At 42.5% G+C, this 21,077-nt stretch carries 19 protein-coding genes; 7 read left to right on the top strand and 12 right to left on the bottom strand.

Annotated elements, in window-relative coordinates; translation table 11 throughout:
- The first annotated feature begins 11 nt into the window (after nucleotides 1-11).
- Complete coding sequence (locus F8R13_RS02965) at nucleotides 12-1,181, top strand: hypothetical protein (protein WP_152831820.1); 1,170 nt, start codon at nucleotides 12-14, stop codon at nucleotides 1,179-1,181.
- Between the two features lie 197 nt (nucleotides 1,182-1,378).
- On the opposite strand, the gene F8R13_RS02960 is transcribed toward F8R13_RS02965, so the two are convergent.
- Nucleotides 1,379-1,825 carry a hypothetical protein gene (locus F8R13_RS02960; protein ID WP_152831819.1) on the bottom strand — a complete coding sequence of 149 codons (447 nt, stop codon included), beginning with the start codon at nucleotides 1,823-1,825 and terminating at the stop codon, nucleotides 1,379-1,381.
- 186 nt (nucleotides 1,826-2,011) lie between these two features.
- On the opposite strand from F8R13_RS02960, the gene F8R13_RS02955 reads away from it, so the two are divergent.
- Genes F8R13_RS02955 through F8R13_RS02940 form a run of 4 tightly spaced genes read left to right on the top strand, consistent with a single transcriptional unit; the run spans nucleotide 2,012 to nucleotide 6,751 of the window.
- Nucleotides 2,012-3,502, top strand: coding sequence for an RNA polymerase factor sigma-54 (locus tag F8R13_RS02955; RefSeq protein ID WP_152831818.1), 1,491 nt, complete (start codon nucleotides 2,012-2,014; stop codon nucleotides 3,500-3,502).
- Between the two features lie 31 nt (nucleotides 3,503-3,533).
- Complete coding sequence (locus F8R13_RS02950) at nucleotides 3,534-4,466, top strand: hypothetical protein (RefSeq protein ID WP_152831817.1); 933 nt, start codon at nucleotides 3,534-3,536, stop codon at nucleotides 4,464-4,466.
- Nucleotides 4,467-4,508: 42 nt separating this feature from the next.
- Nucleotides 4,509-5,216, top strand: a complete 708-nt coding sequence (locus F8R13_RS02945; protein WP_253806303.1) for a response regulator transcription factor — start codon at nucleotides 4,509-4,511, stop codon at nucleotides 5,214-5,216.
- The gene (locus F8R13_RS02940; protein WP_152831816.1) at nucleotides 5,213-6,751 is read left to right on the top strand and encodes an ATP-binding protein; all 1,539 of its coding nucleotides are present in this window, start codon (nucleotides 5,213-5,215) and stop codon (nucleotides 6,749-6,751) included. The genes F8R13_RS02945 and F8R13_RS02940 overlap by 4 nt, the downstream gene beginning before the upstream one ends.
- 9 nt (nucleotides 6,752-6,760) lie before the next feature.
- Here F8R13_RS02940 and pyrF read toward each other — a convergent pair whose 3' ends face one another.
- The 11 genes from pyrF to gyrA all read right to left on the bottom strand — a co-directional run bounded on the left by pyrF (nucleotide 6,761) and on the right by gyrA (nucleotide 19,235).
- The gene (pyrF, locus tag F8R13_RS02935) at nucleotides 6,761-7,477 is read right to left on the bottom strand and encodes an orotidine-5'-phosphate decarboxylase (RefSeq protein ID WP_152831815.1); all 717 of its coding nucleotides are present in this window, start codon (nucleotides 7,475-7,477) and stop codon (nucleotides 6,761-6,763) included.
- A gap of 14 nt (nucleotides 7,478-7,491) precedes the next feature.
- Nucleotides 7,492-7,824: a LapA family protein gene (locus F8R13_RS11795; protein WP_172967677.1), complete on the bottom strand. Its 333-nt coding sequence runs from the start codon at nucleotides 7,822-7,824 to the stop codon at nucleotides 7,492-7,494.
- A 67-nt stretch (nucleotides 7,825-7,891) separates the two neighbouring features.
- Nucleotides 7,892-8,197 (bottom strand): integration host factor subunit beta, encoded by a 306-nt coding sequence (locus tag F8R13_RS02925; RefSeq protein WP_029908955.1) that lies wholly within the window; start codon nucleotides 8,195-8,197, stop codon nucleotides 7,892-7,894.
- 134 nt (nucleotides 8,198-8,331) lie between these two features.
- The gene (rpsA, locus tag F8R13_RS02920; RefSeq protein WP_152831813.1) at nucleotides 8,332-10,005 is read right to left on the bottom strand and encodes a 30S ribosomal protein S1; all 1,674 of its coding nucleotides are present in this window, start codon (nucleotides 10,003-10,005) and stop codon (nucleotides 8,332-8,334) included.
- Nucleotides 10,006-10,213: 208 nt separating this feature from the next.
- A complete protein-coding gene (cmk, locus tag F8R13_RS02915; protein ID WP_152832098.1) occupies nucleotides 10,214-10,879 on the bottom strand; it encodes a (d)CMP kinase in 666 nt (221 codons plus the stop codon).
- On the bottom strand, nucleotides 10,879-12,225 hold the full coding sequence (gene aroA / locus F8R13_RS02910; protein ID WP_152831812.1) for a 3-phosphoshikimate 1-carboxyvinyltransferase: 1,347 nt from the start codon (nucleotides 12,223-12,225) through the stop codon (nucleotides 10,879-10,881). The genes cmk and aroA overlap by 1 nt, the downstream gene beginning before the upstream one ends.
- Nucleotides 12,226-12,281: 56 nt before the next feature.
- The gene (locus tag F8R13_RS02905; RefSeq protein ID WP_172967676.1) at nucleotides 12,282-13,169 is read right to left on the bottom strand and encodes a prephenate dehydrogenase/arogenate dehydrogenase family protein; all 888 of its coding nucleotides are present in this window, start codon (nucleotides 13,167-13,169) and stop codon (nucleotides 12,282-12,284) included.
- A gap of 6 nt (nucleotides 13,170-13,175) precedes the next feature.
- Nucleotides 13,176-14,276 carry a histidinol-phosphate transaminase gene (hisC, locus tag F8R13_RS02900; RefSeq protein ID WP_152831811.1) on the bottom strand — a complete coding sequence of 367 codons (1,101 nt, stop codon included), beginning with the start codon at nucleotides 14,274-14,276 and terminating at the stop codon, nucleotides 13,176-13,178.
- An 18-nt stretch (nucleotides 14,277-14,294) separates the two neighbouring features.
- The gene (gene pheA / locus F8R13_RS02895) at nucleotides 14,295-15,398 is read right to left on the bottom strand and encodes a prephenate dehydratase (protein ID WP_152831810.1); all 1,104 of its coding nucleotides are present in this window, start codon (nucleotides 15,396-15,398) and stop codon (nucleotides 14,295-14,297) included.
- 31 nt (nucleotides 15,399-15,429) lie between these two features.
- A complete protein-coding gene (gene serC / locus F8R13_RS02890) occupies nucleotides 15,430-16,494 on the bottom strand; it encodes a 3-phosphoserine/phosphohydroxythreonine transaminase (RefSeq protein ID WP_152831809.1) in 1,065 nt (354 codons plus the stop codon).
- Between the two features lie 122 nt (nucleotides 16,495-16,616).
- Nucleotides 16,617-19,235: a DNA gyrase subunit A gene (gene gyrA, locus F8R13_RS02885; protein ID WP_152831808.1), complete on the bottom strand. Its 2,619-nt coding sequence runs from the start codon at nucleotides 19,233-19,235 to the stop codon at nucleotides 16,617-16,619.
- Between the two features lie 267 nt (nucleotides 19,236-19,502).
- On the opposite strand from gyrA, the gene slyA reads away from it, so the two are divergent.
- Both slyA and F8R13_RS02875 read left to right on the top strand, forming a co-directional pair.
- On the top strand, nucleotides 19,503-19,973 hold the full coding sequence (gene slyA, locus F8R13_RS02880; RefSeq protein ID WP_152831807.1) for a transcriptional regulator SlyA: 471 nt from the start codon (nucleotides 19,503-19,505) through the stop codon (nucleotides 19,971-19,973).
- 28 nt (nucleotides 19,974-20,001) lie between these two features.
- Nucleotides 20,002-21,060, top strand: a complete 1,059-nt coding sequence (locus F8R13_RS02875) for an HlyD family secretion protein (RefSeq protein WP_152831806.1) — start codon at nucleotides 20,002-20,004, stop codon at nucleotides 21,058-21,060.
- Nucleotides 21,061-21,077 lie beyond the last annotated feature (17 nt).

Raw genomic sequence — 21,077 nt, 5'->3', positions numbered from 1 at the left:
ATCGCCGAACAATGACGACGCTTGTTCTTTCGTTGATCTATTCTGCCGGCAGCGTGGCCGCTGGCGAGTCCAGTTGTAGCTTTCCTGACTATCAAGATAAAGTTAGTAGCCAGTACAAAGGGCAATTGTTTCAGCTTAATGACCATTACCCTAAAACACTCCCTTCAACACAAAAACCTTGGGAAGATTGGAACTTCAAAAAAGATCCCTCGGAATACCTTGAGAAAATCAAAGCCTATCTCTTTGCGGGCATGCAGCAAGCTGATTGGCGCCCAGGACAAAATAAAGTACATCACTGGTATCACATGCCATGGGTTACCATGGGAAGACGCGCTAGAGAAGGGGTTAGGGGACTTAACCGAAATGCGGATGCAAAACCATTTGAACTGGCACCAACGCAAACCGAGCCACAGCAAAAATGGGAGCTGAGCTTCTATAATGATTACGCTGCCTATCAAATTGGGCAAATATGGTGTCATGGCGACAAGCCAAACCTAAAAAAAGGTGCGCCAGACCTTTCAAAAACCGAGTTTCCAGAAGGCAGTTTTATTGCCAAATTCGTCTTTATAACAGGTTCCGACAAGCAACTACCTTTTATGCAAGGCGCGCCAACCGTACTTGCCAACATAAACGAAACCATCAATAGAAAAAGCCCTAAAAAAGTATTGCCGGTCAGGTTGGTTCAAATTGACTTTTCCATTCGCGATAAACGTGCGGATGATACAACTAGCTGGGTGATGGGCGCCTTTGTTTATGATAAAGATGCCAAAGAAGGTAAAAACGGTGCCTGGGATAAAATGGTGCCGCTAGGTGTTCAGTGGGGAAATGACCCTGCAATAACGCCAACCATGGTGAAAAACGGTGCCAAGTTGAAAGAAACAGTCGTCATGGATAGTATTCCCAGTTATGCGCGACGCAGATTGGGTTATGGCGGTCGATTAAATGGGCCGCTTGATTTCTACGGGTTCTCGTGTCTAGGTTGTCACAGCATGGCACAATGGCCAGAACCGCTAGCCAAAATCCCAAAAGGTAAAACTGAAATTGAGAAGATGCATTATTTCAGAAATCTTAAGCCAGACGAACCATTTCAAAAAGGTCACATCTCATTGGACTATCAACTGCATTTTGAAAATGCATTGAGAAACTACTTCCATAAAAACGCTATTTCTGCAGATGACTAGAACTTCATGAAGGGGACTGACTAATCATCAGTTTCTTTCATACAAGGGTGGCTCAACAATACAAAACATTGAATTTAACATAATATACATTATGCGAAGTTATATAAGAATTCAAATAATAAAAAAGCGGCCATCTAAGCCGCTTTTTAAATTCTTTTCAACCTGGCTTCAAAATCTGCCAGGTTGGGTTTACACGATTAACCAACAGCTGTTGGTAATGCCACAAACAAAATAAGCTCAATCACACCAACGACTGTTGGCAACCATGCGCCTTTAATTTTTGACATACAGGCTTTCGCGCCAAAAACAATTCCAAGCGCAGATAATAGATATGCCGCAGGCGCAATAAGAATTGAAATAAACAGCAAAGGCGCTAATGACACCAAAACCCAGCTAATCGTTAGCGCGTTATCAGGATTGTATTTACGTGTATTTCTCATGTCATCGTGTGCAGAACTTGCCGATTCAAGCCTTGCGATGACTGCAGATAATTCTTCTTCTGTCAGTTGATCCTGAACCACTTCAATATCCGTCAATCCAAGAGTGATTTTGCGTTCACGAATCAGGCTTTTTACAAGATCATTCCAACTGGCTTCTTCAGGAAGCTGTTCTACAAGTTTGATTGCTTCTTCTTTAATTGACACGATAACCCTCCATCTATGCCATTTGATAATGTCTAATTTGCGTTTGCGTCCTTATTCTAGCGTCTTTTTTTGTAATATACATGTAAAAAACTCGAACAAGAAACATACCGATTTTTAAGATTTTCGATTATTATAGTGTTAAATCAGTTTTAAAAGCGAATTTCGGGTTTCAAGGAGAAACGTGCAATGGCATTAATGCCTGGATTACAAATCAATATTGGTCAACAGCTTAAGCTTACCCCCCAGCTGCAGCAGTCTATCAAAATATTGCAATACTCTGCACTTGAAGTCCAGCAAACCATCGCTACTACGCTTGAAAGTAACTTTATGCTTGAGGTTGAAGACCTTCAAGAGGATATGGACGATATTTCTCCTGAAATTGAGTCTTCTTCCGAAGATCAACCTGATGCATCCGAGTCTGAAATTGATATTGAGCAAGCTGATGCCATTTCCGACAACATGGAAATAGACTGTGAATGGGACGAAGTTTACAGCGATTACGGTGCCTCTCAAATTTCCAAGGCTCAGTCTTTAGATGACTATAATTCTCCTGATACTTATACCTCTGCCGAACTTACTTTGAAAGATAAGCTCTATTGGCAGTCAGATATTTATCCTTGGCAAGATAATCAAGAACTTATTTCCTCTTTCATTATTGACGAAGTTACTGATGAAGGTTTTTTAACCGTTTCTTTAGATGAAATCCTACAAGACATCCTTGATAAAGAGCCCGATCTAGACATCAGCCTTGCTGATGTTGAAGAAGTTTTGGCTATTATTCAAGACTTTGAACCTACTGGCGTCGCGGCACGAGACTTATCAGAGAGCTTAGTAATTCAGCTGAAATCTCTACACCAAAACCCTTTTGTTGTCACTGCAACAAAAATGATTCAAGAAAACTTCGAGCTTTTGACAGTGCGAGACTACAAGCGCCTCAAGAAGATTTATTTCTTGGATGATGAAGAATTGCATCAAGTTATTCAGGTTATTCAATCACTTAACCCAAGACCTGGGCGTGAGTACTCCCCTTCTCAAGGTGAAATGATTACACCGGATTTAATTCTTTCGCGTACCAAAAATGGTTTCCTGATTGAATTAAATCAAGACGCCTTTCCTCGCCTAACCATTAATTCAGCTTACTTAAATATGGCGTCGGGATTGTCAGGACAGTCGGATGAATCCAAGAAAATAAAAGAACAGCTGGTTGAGGCAAAAGGCCTTATTAAGAGCATTCAAAGCCGCGGTGAGACACTACTGCGAGTAGGTAAATATATTATCGAAAGGCAGGCCCGATTCTTTGACGAGGGCGAACAAGCCATGCAACCAATGGTGCTGAGAGACGTCGCAGAATCGCTTGAGCTACATGAGTCCACCATCTCACGAGCAACCAACCAAAAATACATGCAAACCCCCAGAGGAACATTTGAGCTGAAGTATTTCTTCTCGACAGGGGTTTCTCAGTACGGTAGTGAAGACCAATCGGCCATTGCGATTAAATCGCACATCAAACAACTGATTGAGGCTGAAGATCCAAACAAGCCTTTGAGCGATAACAAGTTAATGTCACTTCTAGAAGAAAAAGAAATCAATGTGGCTAGACGCACCATCGCCAAATATCGCGAATCTATGGGTATCCCCTCTTCTAGTGATCGCAAAAAACTAAACAAATTCAAATAGTTTTATAAAAAATTAAACAAGAGTATTAACAATGATTCCAAATCAATCCGTTGAATTACGTCAAGAGGTTTCTCAACAGCAATGGCAAACACAGGCAGACTTTAAAGAGTACATGTCTGCTGTGAACCCGCCAATGCCTAAAATTGATGTAGCAAGTTTTGCGGCTTCTTTACATCAATCAGGACCAACTCGAATCATTCCTTTTGATTTATCCAAATCACTCGAGATTGACTATCCTGCGACTTCACCAAACTTGTTGGCGAACTTTGTTCGTATTTGCAAAGGCGAGTCCATCAAAACGTCAGCGAAAGTAACCTCGCAAATGTTCTATGTCATTAACGGACAAGGCAAGACACAAATGTCTGAAGGCACTATCGAGTGGAAGACAGGTGATCTTTTCACGCTACCATCCATTGAAAGTGCTTTGCACACTGCCTCGGAAGACACTGCTATCTATTGGGTAAATGATGCCCCGCTATTGAAGTATTTAGGCGTACAGCCTACTCAACAACGTTTTAGTCCTGTTCTTTACACTAAAGAACGTTTGGATAACGAGCTCGCAAAAGTAAGAAGTGAAGGTGAAGGTAGAAATAGAACCGGTATTCTTTTGGCGAACCCTAATTTCCCAAAAACCATGACACTTACCCATACACTCTGGTCTTTATATAATGCCCTACCTGCTGGTGTTGTCCAAAAACCGCATAGACACAACTCTGTAGCGATCGATTACTGTGTTGCTGCGGGCCCTGATACCTATACTTTAATCAGCAAAGAAATTGATGAAGAAGGCAACTTGGTTGAACCAATCAAAGCAATGTGGGAACCAGGTGCTGTATTTGTTACACCTCCTGGCTGGTGGCATTCGCACCATAACCATTCAAGCGAAGATGCCATCGTACTGCCTATTCAAGATGCTGGATTAATTATGAATATGCAAGTTTTGGACTTCCAGTACATCAGTTAAGTTGTAAAATCTTATAAAACCTAATTACAACAGGAAAAATTCATGGCAATGCTAAACAATGATTACACCATTACAATTGTTGAAGACGACCCATTACAGTTGGAAAACCTAGGAACGGCACTTTCAGAACAAGGTTTCAAAATCAAAACCTTTAGCGATAGGGCTTCAGCAGAATCTAGCTTTGAAGAGAGCCTGCCTGATTTGGTTATTTCCGATATTATTTTGGGAAATGAAATTGATGGTGGTTTTGAGCTTGCTAAACACCTGCTATCGTTTGAAACCGCTATTCCTGTGATTTTCCTTTCTGAACGTCAATCCGAGTTCGATATATACACCGGTCATGCTTTAGGGGCTATCGACTACTTGCCAAAACCCATCAGCCTTGGTGTATTAACTGCAAAAGTTAAAAATCTTTTACGCATTACAGGCTCAATTCAAACCAACGATGAAGGTGATAAGTCATTAATTGATGGTTTGGTGTTGGCAAACAATGAATTTAAAGCCTATTGGCATAGTCAAGTGTTAGACCTGACTGCAACTGAGTTTGAAATGCTGAAGCAGTTTGCATTAACTGGCGAGAAAGGTGTTGTCACTTATGACAAGCTTCAGGAATCGACACAAGGTGTTGTTGAGCGAAACACAATTAATACCCACATCTGCCGTATTAGAAACGCATTTAAGAAAGTTGATAACGACTTTAATCTTATTCACAACGAATATGGACGAGGCTACAGCTGGCGACAAAAATGAAGCCCTCTTTTAAAATGCGGTTAACCATCAGAACGCGGTTTTACATACTGCTTCTGATGTTGACTCTCCTGCCTGCACTTGCTTACCGATTTGCAATTGATCTTCACAGAATGTTGCTCGAAAACCAAGCGATCATTCAGCAGCAAACTGTTATAAACCTATCCTATGTCCTTGAAAATCGTACAGATTTATGGGCACAGCAAATTCTGTCAGGCACACCAACAAACCAACTCAGCCATTTGAACTTGGATAAGTCCGTACTATGGATAGTCAATGAGTTTGGCCAAGTAACTTACGTAGTGGGTCGACTTTCCCAGCAACCGAGTGATTTGAATAAGGATTGGTTTGCCCGTGTTGGCTACTTTCTGATCAAAACACTTTCCAATGTCATTCCCTTTACTCTGCCGTATCCCTACCCTCAAAGCACCAATCCAGAGGTCGCACTTATTCGCCAGGCAATTTCCGGACATACATTCCAGCAATACCGAATGTATAAAGACAACCCGATTTCTTTAATGTCTGCTACACCGCTAAAGCTTAGAGGACACATTATTGGCGCAATCGTTTTAGAACAAACTATGAATAGCCTACTGACCGATTCTTTAAAGCGTTTTTATCGCTTAATCGGAATGGGCGCATTGATTTTCATTTTTGTTTTCTTTGGTGCAGTATTTTACATAGCCTCACTCTCAAAACGAATTGCTCGCTTAGACTACGATGTTCGCAATACTTTTGATGCGCATGGCAAGGTCAATAAACTTAATTTCCCAGATATTATGCCTCGCTATTACTATGATGAAATTTCAGATTTACGCCACCATATCCATGATATGTTGAGCCAGCTTTCAGCCTATGAACGCTATTTGAAACAGTTACCTAAAGCATTGCGTCATGAGTTGCACAACCCTATGAATCGCCTGTCTATGTCTCTCTCATTATTGGAGCAAGACATTGATCATAAGCAAGTTCGCTATTCAAAACATGCATTAGAACAGCTGAAACAAATCATCAGCTCCTTGTCAGAAGCTAACAGCATTGAAGAAAGTTTGTCGATGCAGGAACCAGAACCCTTCTACATCTCCGAGATGTTAACTCATTATCTAGAGAATGTGATTGCATTGAATCCTGATCACCGCTTCAATATTCAAATCAATATGCCTTCGGAAACACAAGTCATTGGTGACGGCTTTATGCTTGAGCAACTTATGGACAAGTTGATTAGTAATGCCAAGGATTTTGATAATGGCAAAGAACCAATCACCATTAGTGCGGCATTAAATGCTCAAAATGAGGTAGAAATTCTTGTACAAAATACAGGTAAAGCACTACCCCAGTCAATTGAGAAACAGATATTCGACGGCATGACCTCTATCAGGGAAACTAATGCTGATAACCAGGCTCACCTAGGGTTAGGGCTTTATATTGTTAAGCTGATTACTGATTTCCATAACGGTAAGGCCGAAGCTTTTAACTATATGGATTTAGGTAATCAGCCAATCGGTGTAGTGATAAAAATCACGCTACCCACTATTTAAGAAGTTAGGCTATAGACCCTTGATGGAATCATTGATATCAATCAAAGCTTGAATAGGATCTTTGGCTTGTGTAATAGGTCTTCCAATAACCAAGTAGCTTGATCCGGCTGCCAGAGCTGCTTCAGGCGTCATAATACGTTTTTGATCGTTTGCATCTGCTGTTTCTGGCCTGATACCAGGTGTTACCAAACAGAAATCCTTTCCTACCGTTTCACGAATTGCGGCAGCCTCCTGTGCCGAGCAGACAACACCGTCTAATCCAGAATCTGATGCCAATTTTGCTAAACGAATCACATTGTCATGCGGCGTTCCAACCAGTCCAACTTCTTTAAGGTCTGACTCTTCCATACTCGTTAAGATAGTCACCCCAATCAGAATCGGTTGATGAGAGTTCTGCAAGACGGCTTCTTTTGCGGCTTCCATCATTTTGCGCCCACCCAGAGCATGAACATTAATCATCCAAACGCCCATTTTTGCAGCAGCCTGACAGGCTTTTGCAACCGTGTTCGGAATGTCGTGATATTTTAAATCCAGGAAAACATCAAACCCTTTGTCGATACAACTTTCGACAAAAGCAGGCCCACCTATTGCAAACAACTCTTTGCCTATTTTTAGGCGACACAGATTTGGCTTCATCTGATTGATGAAAGATGTTGCTCTTGCGACGGATGGAAAATCTAAAGCCACTACGACTTTAGGGTCTGGAATACCTGATTTTTTGTGCATATATCTCTCTTTACTTACAAGTTTGCAATTTCGTTCTTAGCTTCAATCTCTTTGGAATTCTCATAGTCAGCAATCTGCTTCTGAAGCTGGACTATCTCACCGGATAGCTTTGTATTTTGCTTATTGGCTTTTCTTAATTGCCACTGCTTGCTCAGTAAAATAAACGTGAAATAAATGCCAGACAATAACATGCCTATAGAAAACGTAATCGCTAACAGAATGGATAACGGGATATCAATTTGCTGAAAAATTAAATCAAATTTAACATTGCCCGGATTCAGAACACCTAGAAATATTCCGAAGGCCAAAAACAGGATAGTGATAATGATTGAGAATGCTTTGAACATAAAAAAAGGGGTACAATTTTTTAAAATATTGTACCCCTTTGGAAAATTAGAATGTGAGTTTTTATCGTTAAGAAATAATGTCGTACATATCCTTGGATTCGTCGACCTCATCTCTTAAAGTCTTTCCAGGTTTGAAATGAGGAACCCTCTTTTCTCCCAACTCAACATTCTCACCGGTTTTAGGATTTCTCCCAACACGAGCTTGCCGATGATGAAGACTAAAACTTCCAAAGCCGCGAATCTCGATTCTATCCCCCTCTGATAGGCTTTCTATCATAGAGTCAATAATTTGATTCACCGCTAACTCAACGTCTTTTTGACTAAATTGAGTTTGACGTCTAGCAATCAATTCGATCAATTCTGACTTAGTCATTTTTACTGTCTCTTTCTGTAAAAAGTCTCTTAATTACTTAAGAGTAAAATGGGATATCCATCCCCCATAAGTCTATTAAGACTAGGCACTGCTCCATTTCTTAAACAAGAAGAGATAGAGCAGCTTGTTGCATTTTACTCGTCAGTAGAAAGCTGACCTTTTAGCAAGTCACCGATAGTGCTTGCTGCTTGCGGTTGTGATGCTGAATAGTCTTTAATCGCATTCGCTTCTTCCTGCGCTTCTTTTTCTTTTACAGAAAGAGAAAGCGTACGGTTTTTGCGATCGACATTCATCACTTTCGCTTCGACAGTATCACCAACTTTAAGAACTGAGCTTGCATCACGAGTATCTTCAGCAAGTTCAGAAGCTCGCAAATAACCTTCAACGTCATCAGCTAGATCAATAACAGCACCTTTTTCATCAACAGACTTAACAGTACCCGTTACGATGCTGTTTTTACCGTTTTCAGCAACGAATTCACCGAAAGGATCTTGTTCAAGTTGCTTAAGGCCTAGAGAGATTCTTTCACGCTCTGGATCGATTGAAAGGATAACAGTTTCTAGTTCATCACCTTTTTTGAAGTCACGAACAGCTTCTTCACCTGGTTGAGACCAAGAAATGTCTGTCAAGTGAACCAAACCATCGATGTTACCATCTAGACCGATGAAGATACCAAAGTCAGTAATAGATTTGATGCTACCAGAGATTTTGTCACCTTTAGCATGCGTCGCAGAGAATGCTTCCCATGGGTTAACCGTACATTGCTTGATAGACAATGAAATACGACGACGCTCTTGGTCAACATCCAAAATCTTAACTTTAACTTCTTGTCCTAGGTGAACAACTTTCGATGGGTGGATGTTACGGTTAGTCCAATCCAACTCAGAAGTGTGAACCAAACCTTCAATACCATCTTCGATTTCGATGAATGCGCCGTAATCAGTAATATTGGCAACTTTCCCCATGATTTCCGCACCGATTGGGTAACGAGCAACCATATCAGCCCAAGGATCTTCTTGAAGTTGTTTCATACCTAGAGAAACACGGTTCTTGTCTTTGTCGAACTTAAGAACTTTAACTTCAATCTCATCACCCACTTGGATAACTTCTGATGGATGGTTAACACGACGCCAAGCCATATCAGTAATGTGAAGTAGACCGTCAATACCACCAAGGTCGATAAACGCACCGTAGTCAGTAAGGTTTTTAACGATACCTTTAAGCGTAGAACCTTCTTCCATGTTTGCAAGAAGCGCTTCTCTTTCTACAGAGTTTTCAGCTTCAATCACAGCACGACGAGAAACAACAACGTTGTTACGCTTACGATCTAGTTTAACAAGTTTAAGTTCGATCTCTTTACCTTCAAGGAAGCCAAAGTCGCGAATCGGACGAACGTCCACAAGTGAACCAGGCAAGAAACCACGAACACCTTCAACGTCAACTGTTAAGCCACCTTTAACTTTACCGGTAACAAGACCCACAACAGTTTCGTTATTTTCAAGAGCAGTTTCCAAACGATCCCAAGTCTTAGCACGCTTAGCTTTTTCACGAGACAAACGCGTCTCACCAAAGCCGTCTTCTAGCGTTTCTAAGTACACTTCAACTTGATCACCAACAGCAACTTCTAGTTCGCCGTTAGCGTTTTCAAATTGTGCTTTAGGAATAGCAGATTCAGATTTCATACCAGCATCGACTAAAACAGCTTCTTTGTCGATTGCTACTACAGTCCCTAGGATTAGGGAACCAGTTTGGAATTTGTCTTCTTGTAAAGACTGTTCAAATAATTCAGCGAAAGATAATTCACTCATGGGGTTATACCAAAATTTTAAAAAGCCGTTTATATCTCTTGATTGGGATGTAAAAGAAATAATCGGGTCAGTTAATTAAATATCAGACTCCCAAACGTCTGACTGAATCGCTCTGTAGTTTTAAATCACTACAAAAACAAAAATCTTTATTCGAAAAAACGAATAAAGATTAAATTCTTTTTACATAACAATAAGTTACGTAGATTTATCAGAAATCAATTCCTGCTTCAACTAACGCGCTTTGTGCTTTATCGCATACTTCTTGAATCGTTAAACTCGTCGTATCAATAATCAAAGCATCGTCTGCAGGGATCAGAGGAGAAGAGCTTCGAGTTCGATCTCTTTCATCTCTTTCCATGATGTCCTGAGTAATTTGCGCAATGTTAGCACTAACCCCTTGATTTTTCAACTGGTTAACACGTCTTTTTGCTCTTTCTTCTGCGGAAGCAGTTAAAAACAACTTAACATTGGCATTTGGGAAAACAACCGTTCCCATATCTCGTCCATCAGCGATCAAACCTGGTGCCTGTGCAAAATCTTTTTGACGCTTCAATAATGACTGTCTAACTTCAGGAATTGCGGCCACTTTCGATGCAACTGCGGCAACCTCTTCCGTGCGAATAGTTGACGTCACGTCTTCACCTGCATAAATAATACTGGTTGCCTTAAACTCAACCGGAAGAGATTCCGCCAATTTCACCAAGCTGTCAACGTCGGCAATATCAACACCTTCTTTAGACACGCCATAAGCCAGTGCGCGATAAATAGCGCCACTGTCCAACAAGTGAAACCCGGTTTTACAACAAAGCCACTGCGCCAGCGTACCTTTACCTACGCCACTAGGGCCATCAATTGCGACTACTGGAGATAACATCACACCCCTTCCTTAACGACATTTACTGTCATTCCGATATGATTAACTAATTGGACAAATGTCGGGAATGATGTATTCACGTTAGCGCAATCGTCAATCACAATATCGTCTACAGCATTCAATCCGGCAACAGTCATTGCCATTGAGATTCTATGGTCGTGATGACTGTTGATACCCCCAACCTGGCGTTTTTGTTGCCCGCCATTAATCACCATTCCATCAGGTGTCGGTTGCGCATCAATACCAACCGCAATTAATGCATCCGCCATCACTTGGATACGATCAGACTCTTTGACTCGTAACTCTTCAGCACCTGTCAAAACCGTTCGTCCTTCTGCGGCAGAGGCTGCTACGAACAACACTGGAAACTCATCAATCGCAAGTGGAACCAAGGCTTCTGGAATCTCGATTCCTTTTAATTTAGAAGACTTCACATGAATATCTGCAACAGGCTCACCGCCAACCGTAGATTCATTTTCCAAAGTAATATCTGCGCCCATCAGCTTTAGAATATCTATAACACCAGTTCTTGTCGGATTGATACCGACATGTTCAATCACCAAGTCTGCTTCCGGTGCGATGGCGGCTGCTACCATAAAGAATGCTGCAGAAGAGATATCTGAAGGCACGTCAATATCCATAGCCTTTAATGCACCACCACCCGTTAGCTCAACACGAGTTTGCATACTATCAAGCTTATGGGTTTTCACATCGTAACCAAAACCTTTCAACATACGTTCCGTGTGATCGCGAGTCGGTGCAGGCTCAACGACAGAGGTCGTTCCATTGGCATAAAGACCGGCAAGCAATACACAAGACTTAACCTGAGCACTAGCCATCGGTAGTGTGTAATCAATAGCGCTTAAACCTGTTTTAGTAGGCTTGAGATGTAAAGGAGGCATGCCACCTTCTGCTGTGTCAATATCAGCGCCCATTTCGCCAAGCGGTTGGGTCACACGTTTCATAGGACGTTTGGATAAAGAAGCATCACCAATCAAAGTACACTCAAAGTCTTGTCCTGCAAGAATCCCTGCCATCAATCTCATAGCGGTTCCTGAGTTCCCCATATCCAAAGGATTTGATGGTTTTTTCAGCCCACGTAAACCCACACCATGGATAGTGACATTTCCTTGATCAGGGCCTTCAATTTGGACACCCATATCTTTAAATGCCTGCAAGGTGGCCAAACTGTCTTCACCTTCCAGAAACCCGGTTACACGGGTTGTTCCTTCTGCTATTGACCCAAGCATAATACTTCTATGCGATACCGACTTGTCGCCAGGAACACGAATACGCCCCTTTAAAACCCCTCCAGGTTTGACATGAAACTGTACATTTTTAGCCATTACTTTTTAAAACCCTAATCTATGAAAATTTTGTGTAAATCATTCGACTGCTGACTTTAAAGCGTGTCTTTTACAATATGTTTGTCGCGAGCAACCTTGGCGTCATGAAACAACTCATATAAAGCGTCAGACTGTTGCCCTTCGATTAAGCCGATTAAATTATCTATTTCTGCTTGGTAGTTTCTAAGCCACTTCACAATCGCTTGAGCGTTACTGAGTGAAATGTCTCGCCACATGGTGGCATCACTTGAAGCGATACGGGTAAAGTCACGGAATCCACCAGCGGTATATTGAAAAACATTCCCCAGCTCTTCGTGCTCGTTAAGTAAGTCAACCAAACTAAACGCCAATAAATGCGGTAAGTGGCTGGTTGCGGCGAAAACTTCATCATGAAACTCAGGCGCCATCTCAGTAATACAAGCCCCCAAGCTTTCCCACAAAGCTCTAACGGTTGCCATTGCTCCAGCAGAGGTTTCCTGTGTCGGCGTTAGCACCACCCTATGATCTATAAACAAGTCCGAACAGGCTGCCTCTACCCCACTCTTCTCCTTTCCTGCAATTGGATGACCGGCAACAAAGTTTGGCAACACTTCACCAAATGCTTCCTTGACCGCTGAAATAACCGACATTTTGGCACTGCCAACATCCGTAATAATTGCATTAGGTTTGATACTAGCGCGAATTTCGTTCAAAACCATCGCCATCGCACCAAGCGGAACACCTAAAAGAATCAAATCCGCATCTTGAACTGCATTTGCTAATTCTACTTCGTAGCGATCAACAACCCCTAAATCAACGGCTTTCTTCAGATTATCGACATTCGGTTCATAGCCAGTTATCTCGTAACCAAGGTTGTTCTTTTCTGAACTTTCCTTCAACCCTTTGGCAAAGGATCCTCCAATTAAGCCCACGCCGATAATGGTAATTTTTTTTATATTCATCATTTCGTGCTACTTCATCAGAGAGGTAATAACACTGATAAAGTGTTGGTTCTCGTTTGAGCTGCCAATAGATATACGTAGGTACTCAGGCATAGCGTACCCAGCTAAAGGCCTGGTGATTACGCCTTTTTTTAACAATTCCTGATTCACTTCACTGGTTTTCTTACCGAAGGAAGCACACACGAAATTACCATGAGAAGGAATGTAATTAATGTTTAGCTTGTCAAAAACAGCCAGAAACTGTGCCATACCAGACAAGTTGAAGTCCACTGTCTTTTTAACAAAGCTCTGGTCTTTAATCGCAGCTACTGCAGCAACTTGCGCATAGTGGTTAACATTAAACGGTGCACGAAGCTTGTTGATATAGCCAATCAGCTCCTTGTTCCCTACCAAATAACCTAAGCGCAAAGACGCTAACCCATAAGCTTTAGAAAAGGTTCTTGAAACCAATAAGTTTGGATAGTCATCGATATAATCCAAACCGTTTGCATAGGCTGAATCGTTCACATACTCGAAATAAGCCTCGTCAAGCACCACGATAACATCCGAGGGTACTTTTGAAATGAAAGCTTCCCATTCATCCTTGGAAAACATGGTTCCGGTCGGATTATTTGGGTTAGCCAGATACACAATCTTGGTTTTTGGCGTAATTGCTTTCAACATGGCGGGCAAATCATGCCCCCACCCTTTCGCCGGTACTTCAACGCCGGTTGCTCCGACTATCTGTGCACTGATAGCGTAAATGGCAAATGCATATTGCGAGTAAACGATTTCATCACCTGGCCCAGCAAAAAGTCTTGCTACCAGCTCCAGCATTTCATTTGAACCATTTCCAAAAGCAACTTCCTCTGGCGCTCTGTTCAGAAATTTTGCCATTTCATGCGTCAGATAATACGCACTGCCATCTGGGTAACGCCCGATATCCACCAATTGATCGCGAATAGCCTGCAATACCTTTGGACTGGCTCCCAACGGGTTTTCATTCGATGCAAGTTTGGAAACACGTGAAAGGTTGTATTCGCGTTGAAGCTCAGAGATAGGCTTTCCAGGCACGTAAGTTTGAATGCCTGCGACTTGTGGTTGTAACAGCTTTTCGAAAAGTTTTGTCATGTTTTATAAGCTCAAATATCAGCTGAATGGTGAAGTAGGAAAAGATCCAAGTAGTTTGAAGTAGGATGTCTTTTGTTTTACCTCTTCAAGCGCCTCGGCAACGGAAGCATCTTTTTTATGCCCCAAAATATCAATGAAGAATAAATAATCCCACTTGGTATCAGTTGAGGGTACCGAAATAATGCGTGTCATAGAAATTTTTCGACTGGCAAAGCTGGATAACACATCCATCAAAGCGCCTGATTTATTTGACATGGAAACAATCATAGCGGTCTTATCATCACCGCTTGGCTCGGTTTCTTCAGAACCGATTGCCCAGAATTTTGTACTGTTTTCATGGCTATCTTCAATGTGTGATTCCAGCACGCGTAAACCATAAAGCTGTGCCGCCTGTTCCGAAGCAATTGCCCCTAGAGTATCGTCTTGACTTGCCATTTGAGCCGCTAATGCGTTTGACGCAACAGGCTCGATTTCGACCCAAGGCATATTATTCTTCAACCAGTGTTCACACTGCCCTAAGGCTTGCGCATGGGCGACGACTTTTTTGATGTTTTCCAGCTTCTCATTCTGAGACATGATGCAATGATGAATCACCAACTCAATTTCACCAGTGACCTTGAGAGAGGTTTTCATCAAGGCTTGTTGTGTTTGTTTTACCGCCCCTTCAGATGAATTTTCAACAGGCACCAAACCATAGTTGGCATCTCCTTTTTCTACCGCAGAAAACACATCTTCGATTGAAGAAACCGCCAAGGTATGCGCCGACGCACCAAACTGCTTGATAACACTGGCGTGAGAATAGCTTCCTTCAGGCCCTAAATAGGCGATTTTAATGGGCTGTTCCAGCGCCAGACATACAGACATGATTTCGCGAAACAGGCGCATCATTTCATTGTCAGAAATCAAACTCTTATTGTGTTCTTTCACAGCTCTCAAGACTTGAGCTTCCCGTTCAGGACGATAAAAAACCACATCAACCTGACCGCCTTGTGTCTTGGCATGTGCAACCTGTTGAGCACATTCAGCACGTCTGGCAATCAATGTTTGGATTTCCGCATCGATTGAGTCGATCTCATTGCGAATTTCGAGTAGTCTTTCCTTTTCTGCCTGTGAAATTTCCATATATCCGATTCGTTTCTCTATTTAATCTGGGTTACGCGTGTTTCTCTTCAAAATCTTTCATGAATGCTACAAGCGCATCAATTCCAGCTTCAGGCATAGCGTTGTAGATACTCGCTCTCATACCGCCGTAAACTTTATGCCCTTTCAGACTTAACAAGCCAGCCTTTTTGGATTCTTCCAAAAACAAGGTATCCAAGTCTGGGTTTTTAAGCTTAAAAGTTACGTTCATCCAAGAACGTACTGAAGGCTCGATTTCGTTATAGTAAAAGTCAGAAGCATCAACTAACTCATAAAGCTTATTCGCTTTGCGCTGATTAATTTCAGCCATCTTCTCAACACCGCCTTGGTCTTTGATCCACTCAAACACAAGACTGGCCAAATACCACGCATAAGTGGATGGTGTGTTAAACATAGATTCGTTATCGTTATAGGTCTGCCAATTCATCAATGTTGGCGTATCTGAGCGCGCATTACCAATCAAATCTTCTCTAACGATAACGATCGCTAAACCGGCTGGCCCAATGTTCTTTTGGGCGCCCGCGTAAATAACACCGAAATCCGAAACATTAATTGGTCGCGATAAGATGGTTGATGAGAAATCAGCAACAATAATCTTGTCTGTTTTCGGTAGTGATTGATATTCAACCCCTGTGATGGTTTCATTCTGGCAAATATGAATGTATTTGGCGTCTTTACTGAAACTTATGTCATCAAAACTTGGAATAGAAGTTTCAGAGGTCGCCACTTCATTGACATTCACATAACGAGACGCTTCCTTAATCGCTTTTGCAGACCAGACACCGGTATTGATGTAATCAACGGTGTCACCCTCCTGCGTCAAATTCATTGGAATCGCCGTAAACTGTAGCGAGGCTCCACCATGAACAAACAAGACTTTGTAGTTGTCAGGAATATGCATCACTTCACGCAAATCGGCTTCCATTTTATGTGCCAGTTCCATAAATTCCTTGCTTCTATGGCTGACTTCCATAACCGACATACCAGTATTCTTCCAATCCAAGAACTCTGTTTGCGCTTTTCTCATAACCTCTTCTGGCAGCATCGCTGGCCCAGCGCTAAAGTTAAATGCTCTCATTTATTGCGTGTTTCCTATAAAAAATTTTGAATAGCGAAGTGTAAACGTATTAAGTTAGCGTTCGGATATCAACAACCAAAAACAGGCGCTAATGCGGCGCCTGTCTTGGTGTGGTCTTTTAATTATTCTTCACTTTCGGGTGTGTCGTCAGAGATTGGTGTTTCGGATGAAACAGCTTCTACTTCCCCTTCTTCCAAACCTTCCTCGTCGATTTCATCATTGACATCAACCACGGCTAGACCAACGACCCACTCACCTTTACCGACATTGATCAATTTAACACCTTGGGTGTTTCGACCAACAACCGAAATCTCAGATACTCTGGTGCGAACCAGTGTCCCTTTATTGGTAATAAGCACCACTTCTTGCTCAGGTTTGACGGATACCGCGGAAACGACATTACCATTACGATCGGAAGTCTTGATGGAGATAACCCCTTGCCCACCACGGTTGATGGTTGAGTAATCTTCCACTGGCGTACATTTCCCGAAACCGTTTTCGGTTGCGGTCAAAATCAAAGTGTCCGGCTCGGCAACTTGCATACTGATGACACTCATGCCATCTTTTAGCTTCATGCCTCGAACACCGCGAGCTTGACGCCCCATGACACGAACATCGTTCTCGTCAAAACGAATTGCCTTACCAATATCACTGAACAGCATGATTTCCTGCGAACCATTGGTCAATGCGGTACCGACCAGTTCATCCCCTTCCAATAGGTCAACGGCAATAATACCGTTTGCACGAGGACGGGAGAAATCAGTCAATGCAACACGCTTCACGACAGATGTCTTTGTTGCCATAAAAACAAACTTGTCTTCAACAAACTCTGAAACCGGCAAAATAGACGTGATGTACTCGTTTTCTTCCAGCGGGAAAACGTTTACGATAGGCTTACCTTTTGAACCACGGCTTGCCAACGGCAACTGCCATGTCTTCTGCCAATACAATCGACCTCTGTTCGAGAAACACAGCAACATGTCATGCGTGCTCGCAACCAACAATTGACCGACTTCATCATCTTCTTTCATCTGCGTTGCAGACTTACCACGACCGCCACGTCTTTGTGCCTGATAATCAGACAATGGCTGTGTTTTGATGTAACCATCTTGAGACAAGGTGACGATTCGATCTTCAACAGCAATCAAATCTTCCGCATCCAAATCTTGGTAGTTGTAGTCAATTTCAGTACGTCGTCCGTCACCAAAACTGTCAATCACTTCCAACAATTCATTGCGAACCACTTCTGTTAGGCGGTCAGAATTTCTCAAAATATCCAAGAATTCGGCAATCTTCTCAACAAGCTCTCTGTATTCTTCAATGATTTTGTCTTGCTCTAATCCTGTCAAACGATGTAGGCGCATTTCCAAAATCGCTTGAGCCTGAACAGGTGATAACTTGTAAATACCACCAGCGGCACCATAACCAGGTTCAAGGTCTTCTGGTCTCACGTCATTCAAATCTACTTTTTCTAGCAGTTGCTCAACGTTGCCAACTGGCCAATCACGCTCTAGCATGCGCTCTTTTGCCACCGCAGGGCTAGCAGATGACTTAATCAACTCGATCATTTCATCAATGTTGTTCAACGCAACGGTCAAGCCTTCCAATAAGTGGGCTTTTTCACGTGCTTTACGTAAATCGTAGATAGTACGTCGTGTAACCACTTCGCGACGATGTTTGATAAACGCATCAAGAATCTGGCGCAAGTTCAATAGTTTTGGCTGACCATCAATCAGAGCAACCATATTGATACCAAACACTGTCTGCATTGCAGTCTGTTTGTACAGGTTGTTGATAATGACTTCAGGCACTTCGTTTCGACGAATCTCAATAACGATACGCATCCCGTCTTTATCAGACTCATCACGTAATCCAGAAATCCCTTCAATTTTCTTCTCTTTTACCAGCTCTGCAATGCGCTCAATCAGTTTGGCTTTGTTTACCTGGTAAGGGATTTCATTAACGATAATGGATGTTTTACCGGACTTGTCAGTTTCAATAGCCGTTTTAGCACGAATCTGCACACGACCACGACCTGTCTCATAAGCTTCACGAATACCGCGTGTACCATTGATAATCCCTTGTGTCGGGAAATCTGGCCCAGGAAGGTATTCCATCAAGTCATCAATCGTTAAATCCGGGTTATCAATCAAAGCAACACAGGCATTGACCGTTTCAGTCAAGTTATGCGGAGGGATGTTTGTTGCCATACCTACGGCGATACCTGATGAACCGTTTACCAAAAGATTTGGAATACGCGTTGGCAAAACATTTGGCTCTGACTCAGAACCGTCGTAGTTAGGTGAGAAATCGACAGTTTCTTTATCAAGGTCCGCTAGCAGCTCATGGGCGATTTTCGCCATACGCACTTCCGTATAACGCATTGCAGCTGGCGCATCACCATCAATCGAACCGAAGTTCCCTTGACCGTCTACCAGCATGTAGCGCAAAGAGAAAGGCTGTGCCATACGAACAATCGTGTCGTAAACAGCCGTATCACCATGAGGGTGGTATTTACCGATTACATCCCCGACGATACGAGCCGATTTCTTATATGACCTATTCCAACCATTACCCAATTCGTTCATGGCGTAAAGCACACGTCTGTGAACGGGTTTCAATCCATCTCGAACATCGGGCAACGCACGACCGATGATAACGCTCATGGCATAACTCAAATAGGATTGCTTCATTTCATCTTCAAGCGAGATGGGAAGGATTTCTCTTGCAAAATCTGACATATAAAAAATCGACTTATATTGAGTTGAAATTAGCCAAAGATTATAACCAAAAAATCGCGTTTAGAGTGTGTTTTGTTAAGTTTCAGTTAATTTTGTAATCTCATCCATTTTTCTGAATTCATTGCAAGGCATTTTTAACCCCCGCCCTACAAACCATCCTCCCTTAATATCTATTTTCAATAGCACTATTATTATTTGACAAACTTACTTAGCATGCTAAACTATTTATTACTTAGCACGCTAAATAATTTAACTAAAATGAATGCCATGAAAAAATACATCACACAATCAAACCACACCTCACTGGTAGAAAAGCTCGGCCGACTACATCGACAATGGCGCGTTATCGTCGATGCAGAGCTTTTACCATTAGGCCTAACCCACCCTCGCTGGACCGCCATGTGGAAACTTTGGCGTATGGGAGATAACACTAGCCAGAAACATTTAGCGGATGCGTTGGAAATCGAACTTGCATCACTCATGCGTACGCTTGGTCAGCTGGAAGAACACGGTTTAATTCAGCGACATACTTGTAAAGAGGACAAGCGGGTAAGACTGGTGAACTTAACGCCAGAAGGTATTGCCATCATTCGACAAATGGAAGCCCGCATCGTTCAGGTTCGCACAGAGTTACTTGCTGGTATCACACCTGAAGAATTGACATTATTTGATTCGGTAATGGAACGCATCGCCACCAACATACATGACAAACTGACATCGGAAATCCAAGAACCATAAAATAAATACAGTCACAGAGAGAAAAGAGATGACGCCTGATCAACAATTCGCACGATTAATCAAATTTTCAATGCTGCTCTTTGTCGCAATTCTCGTCTATTTCATGCTTGCAGATTTGAAAATGCCCTTAACCACCCAATCCATGGCAACTAGAACGGTGGTTAAAATGGCGCCACAGGTTAGCGGAAGAGTGACCGAAGTGCTTGTGCACAACAACCAACACGTCAAACAAGGCGACATCCTATTCACGCTTGATGACGCGCCATACAAACTTGCCCTTGAAAAAGCAAAACTGTCATTGGATGAAGCAATGCAAAACAATGCTGAGCTAGACGCCTCTATTAAAGCTGCCACAGCCGAAATTCATGCAAACGAAGCAGAGCTGGCGCAAAAGCGACGAGATGCAAAACGCCTGAGTGCTCTTTATGCCAGTAACGGCGTGTCTCGTCAATTGAGAGATCAAGCCACCACTGATGTGCAGACCGCAGAAGCCACCCTTTCTGCTTCCAAAGCACAACTGGCAAAGCTTATTGCTGCCAGAGGCAATACCGGCAACAACAACCTTAAATTACTCCAGGCTCGCAACCAAGAACAACAAGCTGAGCTTAATCTTAGCTACACCAAAGTACGTGCTCAGGAAGATGGTGTCGTCACCAATCTACAACTGATGGATGGCAGTGTCGCAGCTACCGATCAACCTGTACTTGCAATCGTGTCCGACAAGCTCGACATCATTGCGGACTTCCGTGAAAAAAGTCTTCGAGGTGTCAACAACCAAACTCAAGCTTGGGTCACCTTCGATGCTGATCCGGGTAAACTTTTTCTGGCTCAAGTAACCAGTCGAGATGCCGGCGTGAGCACGGGGCAATTTGATGCCAACGGCAGTCTAGCGACCCCCATAAAATCTGACCGTTGGATTCGTGATGCACAAAGAATGCGCCTGCATTTATCACTGCAATCAAAAGACTTTCCATTACTGGCAACCGGCTCGTTAGCTACTGTGCAATTGATACCGCAAAATAGCATCTACCGTTTCCTTGCCAAATTGCAAATCAAAACCATCAGCCTGTTGCACTATATTTACTGAGAATTTACCGAGATTTC

The sequence above is a fragment of the Hydrogenovibrio sp. JE_KL2 genome, assembly GCF_009296185.1.
GTDB lineage: Bacteria > Pseudomonadota > Gammaproteobacteria > Thiomicrospirales > Thiomicrospiraceae > Hydrogenovibrio.
The sequence above is the reverse complement of the archived record's forward strand: the minus strand, read 5'-3'. Positions and strand labels throughout refer to the sequence as shown.